This is a genomic window from Listeria rocourtiae subsp. hofi (assembly GCF_963575615.1).
Lineage (GTDB): Bacteria > Bacillota > Bacilli > Lactobacillales > Listeriaceae > Listeria_A > Listeria_A hofi.
Genome location: NZ_CAUYTL010000071.1, coordinates 1 through 4320 on the forward strand (window position 1 = coordinate 1; position 4320 = coordinate 4320).

6 protein-coding genes are annotated in these 4320 nt (G+C 39.6%); all 6 read left to right on the top strand.

Annotation, left to right across the window (positions count from 1 at the left end; all coding sequences use genetic code 11):
* The first annotated feature begins 89 nt into the window (after window positions 1–89).
* Complete coding sequence (locus R8925_RS15660) at window positions 90–605, top strand: IS3 family transposase (protein ID WP_430539461.1); 516 nt, start codon at window positions 90–92, stop codon at window positions 603–605.
* Between the two features lie 724 nt (window positions 606–1329).
* Window positions 1330–1752: an Ig-like domain-containing protein gene (locus tag R8925_RS15665; RefSeq protein ID WP_430536719.1), complete on the top strand. Its 423-nt coding sequence runs from the start codon at window positions 1330–1332 to the stop codon at window positions 1750–1752.
* Between the two features lie 51 nt (window positions 1753–1803).
* Window positions 1804–2157 carry a collagen binding domain-containing protein gene (locus tag R8925_RS15670; RefSeq protein ID WP_430536720.1) on the top strand — a complete coding sequence of 118 codons (354 nt, stop codon included), beginning with the start codon at window positions 1804–1806 and terminating at the stop codon, window positions 2155–2157.
* Window positions 2158–2378: 221 nt separating this feature from the next.
* Window positions 2379–2501 (top strand): LysM peptidoglycan-binding domain-containing protein, encoded by a 123-nt coding sequence (locus R8925_RS15675; RefSeq protein WP_430536721.1) that lies wholly within the window; start codon window positions 2379–2381, stop codon window positions 2499–2501.
* 68 nt (window positions 2502–2569) lie between these two features.
* Window positions 2570–2656 (top strand): LPXTG cell wall anchor domain-containing protein, encoded by an 87-nt coding sequence (locus R8925_RS15680; protein WP_430539462.1) that lies wholly within the window; start codon window positions 2570–2572, stop codon window positions 2654–2656.
* 149 nt (window positions 2657–2805) lie between these two features.
* The coding region (locus R8925_RS15685; RefSeq protein ID WP_430536722.1) for a SpaA isopeptide-forming pilin-related protein at window positions 2806–4320 on the top strand (1515 nt) is incomplete at its 3' end.

Consider the following 4320-nt stretch of genomic DNA (forward strand, 5'->3'; position numbering starts at 1 on the left):
TTGTGTACTTATTTCTATATACATATAAAGAGGATGGAACATCCGTTGATTTGTAGATCAACTTTTGTCCCATCCTCAATCCCAATCTGATCAACCAGCATTTTCACACAAAACAGCCAAATCAAATTTGGTTTGGTGACATCAGCTATATCCCCACACAAGAAGGTATGCTGTACTGTCATGTTTTTATCGATTGTTATACACGGAAGTGTGTAGGTTTTGCTGTCCGCGATCATTTACGTGACAGTCTCGTTATTGACAGCTTAGAAGGAGCCATCCAGCAGGAGAAACCAAACAATGGCCTCATTATTCATACTGATCAAGGCTCCCAGTATATAGGATATCGCTTTTATGAATGCGCTAGATACTATAAGTTTATCCATAGCCAATCCCGTAAGGGAAATCCGTATGATAATGCTGTTATGGAATCGTTCTATAAGTCATTTAAACGCGAAATACTCCCAGATAAACAATTCCATACAAAGGTACAAGCAAAACTAGAGATTATCGATTACTTAGAGACTTACTATAATTATAAACGCATTCATTCCAGTTTAAACTATCTCATTCCTCATGAATTTGAAGTCGCCAACAAATTCTCTTAATTTTGGTGTCCACTTTTCTGTTGACATTCCAGTACACACCTTATTTTTTCTGTCCAGTTTAGTATAACCTATCCAGCGTTCCTGTCTGATTTGTCAGAATATTTCAGAATGTACGTTTTTTTCTAGATGCATGTTTTGGGCCTAAAATAAGAGCTGAGCTATCGTGAATAACCAAGAAAACTTATGGTTTTGTTAAATCGAGAATTTCTGTCTCGGCAAGAAGCCATTGAACATTTAGGCATCTCTAAACAATGTCTCCACTCTTTAGTTACTCGCGGTAAAATCACCAAAATAAAAAAAGGTCCGCTGTCCTGTTTTACCGTTACGAAATCGAAAGCAGAAAACAGGATTTCAGCGAGCTAAGGAACAAATATCGACCATTCCAATAGACGGAGGAAGTGAAAAGTTAAATAAATTTTTAAAGTTGGTCACGCTGGTAGCAGGCTTTAGGAATAGAGTCAGCATCTCTGAGTAAAATGTAAATTATGCGATTTTGGTAAATATACGTAAAACAAGTGATAATTATTGCAGGAGTGTTGCTACTGAATGTATTGGTAGACTCAGTCAGATAACCTTAGGTGAGGAAGTGAACCAGCAAATAGGTGATATATGGAAAATGCTTGGATGTGTTTGTGAATTCTTTTTTATGTTTACTTAAAACAAAGAAGGGAAAATGAACATCAGATTATTAAAGAGGTAATGGAATGAAAAAACGATAAAATTTTTGCTAGGATTGCTACTTTTAGGTGCTTATTTGTCAGGCATCGGAGGCTATGAGGTAAAAGCTGCGACGGACTATGGCTCGCAATTTGTTACACATGTAGAATTGCAAAATAAAAATGGTGTTGCTTCCAACGATTTTAAAGAAAATGATCGCGTGAAAGTCTTGTACGATTGGGATTTGATACAAGCGGTACATAGTGGCGAAACGATGACAATGTTGTTACATGCACAGCTTGAATATGTCAGTTTCACACCATTTTTGTTGAAAGACAATAACGGGAATACAGTGGCAGCAGTAGTTGTTGATTCGATTAACAACAAAAAAATTCTGACTTTTAGCACATTTGTTGATACACACACAGATATTAATGGTTCGATGTTTTGTTACGCAGATTTTAATAAAGATAACATTGTAACCGATTAGACGAATCCGATTACTCTCCCTGTAGGTAGTGATTACACAACGCTCGGTTTGATGATTCATAAAGTGACGAGGGGTGGCGGTGGAACGGGTACACCGCCGGTGGTCTTTAAAAAAGGGCGAATCGATGACGAGGATAGTAGTATGATTAATTGGATGGTCACGCTGAATAATGCGCTTTTGGATATTGATAATGCCTATTTCACAGACATTATGGGCGTTGGACAAACGCTTATAGGGCCAGTGAAATTGAAATACCGCGATGCTGATAAAAAGGAACGCTATTCGAGAAATGAAAGCGTTACGCTTGATGCCAATCGAAGTTTTTGTTTAGAGCTGGGCAATCTTCAAGATACTTCGGTCGTCATCACCTACCAGACAAAAATGGCGGGCGGTCAGTCAGTTTAGCTATAAAAATACAGCGAAAATCGGCGGTACGAACATCGAGGCGCAAACGAGAAATGCGACCGTTAATGACTATTCGGGAGGCGGATCAGGAGAAGGAGGGAACAATCCGCTACCAGTAAACCCGCCTATAACACCAGACCCGCCAGGTAAGCCCACCAGTAACGCCAAATCCAGACGCTGATCCAATCGTCGTGACACCAATGACACCAGAGGTTAGCGCGATGATAGATGGAGATAACGAAATACAAATTTATGTCGTCAAAAAAGGTGATACCCTTCCAAGCATTGCTAAAAAATTTGCAACAACCTCACAAGTGACGAAATCAAAGTCGGGCAAAAGCTAATCGTCAAAGTAACACCAAGAAAAGTAACCGTACAAAATCAAAATAATACAAGGGCGAGTCCGACAACCGTGGAAGCATTGCCTCAAACAGGCGAGGAAAACAATGACGTTGCAGAATTAATAGGCGCATTACTAGTTTTAACCCGTAAAAAATAATACCTAATGTCACGTTGGATATAAAATCTAGGTATTGGATAGAGGCGTAATAGGCAGGTTTAGGTTTGAAAAAGAAGGGGAATATATGAGAATAGCAGAAATATTCACTTTATTGTTGAGGGAGATTGATACAAATAGGAGGGAAACTTATGAAAAGGAATTTTAAAAAGGGTTTTTTATTTTTTATTTTTTGCTTAGTTTTTATTCAAGTTATGGTAATGGCAGCTGGTCCAAGCCCAGATGCAAAAAGTTGGGGAAATCAATTTGTGACAGATGTTAAAATACTGGATAGTGACGGAAATGAAATTTCTGAGGTTCCAATTAATGCAGGCTTTAAAGTTCGTTATGAATGGAGTATACCGAATGATGTGGATGTTTTTGAAGGCGACACGATGCAAGTTACACTTCCTAGCGAGCTACAAACGGCTCCAAATCTGGAATCAAATTTTAGGGTTGGTGAGGGAGGACCAATTGTAGCAACAGGGCAAGCAACAGAAGCCGGGAGTCAACAATATACTATTACTTTTACGGACTATCCCGAATCCCATTCGAATGTAAAAGGATATTTTGAATTCTATGTTAATTTTAGTGATGATGTTCAACCTGGGGATCCGGTGGATATCGTATTTGATGTTCCTGGTGGTTCTGTAGTAATACCTATCACACCAGAAGAACCTGGGGATCCAGGGGAACCTGGCGAACCAGGAGATCCCGGAAATCCGGCAGGAGATAAATTTTATAAGTCTGGATACTACACGTATCGCGGTACAATTGAATGGTATGTTACTATTATTCCGCCTAACTTAAAATCTGATCCAGAGATGCCTGGTTATTACGATCCGTTATTTAATGTGATTGTAAATGATTCCTATAGTGAGGGGCAAGAATTAGTAGCAGATACCATGAAAGTTAGAAATGTGTATCTACTGGATGGGAGTCCTCATGCAATTCCAGCGGGTGGTTTTTCTCCCATTGGAGTTACTAATTTAGACCTACCTAATAGAACATTTTCTATTAACTTAGGAGATCTAGATGATGGTTATGGTAGACAAATTAGCTATGAAACACGAATAACAGATTCTGAAATAGAAGCCTATACGAATGAAGCAACGGTGACAGCCCAAGATTTTGAAAAAGGTGGGGGAGCTGCAGTTCGAGTAGAGGGTGGTGAAGGTGGAGCGAGTGGCGATCAGGCAGGTTTTTCTGTTATGAAAGTAGACTCGAATAATAATCCTTTACCAGGCGCGAAGTTCGCGTTGTCTCGAATTATGAGTGACGGTACATTAGATGAAATTGCAACAGATCTTGAGTCCGGAGATGACGGGAAAGTTACGTATCCTCAGACACTAAAATTTGGTACGTATCAGTTAGTAGAGACTGAAGCCCCGGATGGATTCCAATTATTAAGTGATCCGCATGAGTTTATACTTGATCGTGCAGAAATTAAAGAATTGACGGTTGCGATTATCAACGAACCTGAGGTAGGATCGGTGGAACTGCTAAAACATGAAGCTGGGAACACGGGAGCAGTTTTAGAAGGAGCGAAGTTCAGATTGTATGAAGGCGTGGCACCAAGTGGAACGCCACTGGATGAATATGAGACAGATAGAACAGGGAAGATTATGGAAACGAATCTAGCGTTTGGACCGTATTACTTTGTAGAA

Bases quoted from the DNA above. Each gene is read 5' to 3' on its own strand.
- R8925_RS15670 (WP_430536720.1), top strand. From the start codon at position 1,804: ATGATTCATAAAGTGACGAGGGGTGGCGGTGGAACGGGTACACCGCCG.
- R8925_RS15675 (WP_430536721.1), top strand. From the start codon at position 2,379: ATGATAGATGGAGATAACGAAATACAAATTTATGTCGTCAAAAAAGGT.